The organism is Haloferax sp. Atlit-6N, from assembly GCF_003383195.1.
GTDB classification, from domain to species: Archaea; Halobacteriota; Halobacteria; order Halobacteriales; family Haloferacaceae; genus Haloferax; species Haloferax gibbonsii.
The window spans coordinates 1-485 of record NZ_QEQJ01000256.1 but is presented as its reverse complement, the minus strand read 5'-3'; the positions used below and the strand labels follow the sequence as shown (position 1 = coordinate 485).

General features: G+C 56.5%; 1 pseudogene. It reads right to left on the bottom strand.

Going from position 1 to position 485, the window contains the following annotated elements:
* Positions 1-407: 407 nt before the first annotated feature.
* Positions 408-485: pseudogene (locus DEQ92_RS24300) on the bottom strand (uracil-DNA glycosylase); the annotation flags it as partial.

Here is a 485-nt window from a genome sequence, read left to right as displayed (position 1 = left end):
GACAATAGCGCCGCTGGCAGGGTTCTGTGCCGGAAAGGAAGCGGGGCCGCATCGGGCGGACCCCTGACTGACCAAGCCACTGCGAAGAGCACCAGTCTCGCAGGTCCTTACGTGACGCGCCCGGTATCAACCACGCGCGTCGAGAGACTGTTGAACGCTTGCATTCAAAAATCACCCGGATGGTGCCAATATCCACCGCCCGAACACGGATGAGCAGACATACATATGGAAATATTCGAATTTGGTTCTGGAAAGCTTAAATATGTATTCTCGCGTGAGCCATCGCCGTATGATTCGAGACTATCCGGATAAATTATTGAAAATTCTAACAGACTTGGGATCCGGGATTCTGACGAGAGCAGCGTGATCTGGGATTCGAGACGGCTGTGTCGCGGTCGGCACCGACGTCAGCGGACCAGATACGGGTCGTTGCCCGCGCTGAACCGGCCGAGATCGGCCTCCCGACGGAAGTCCGTCGAGCGGAA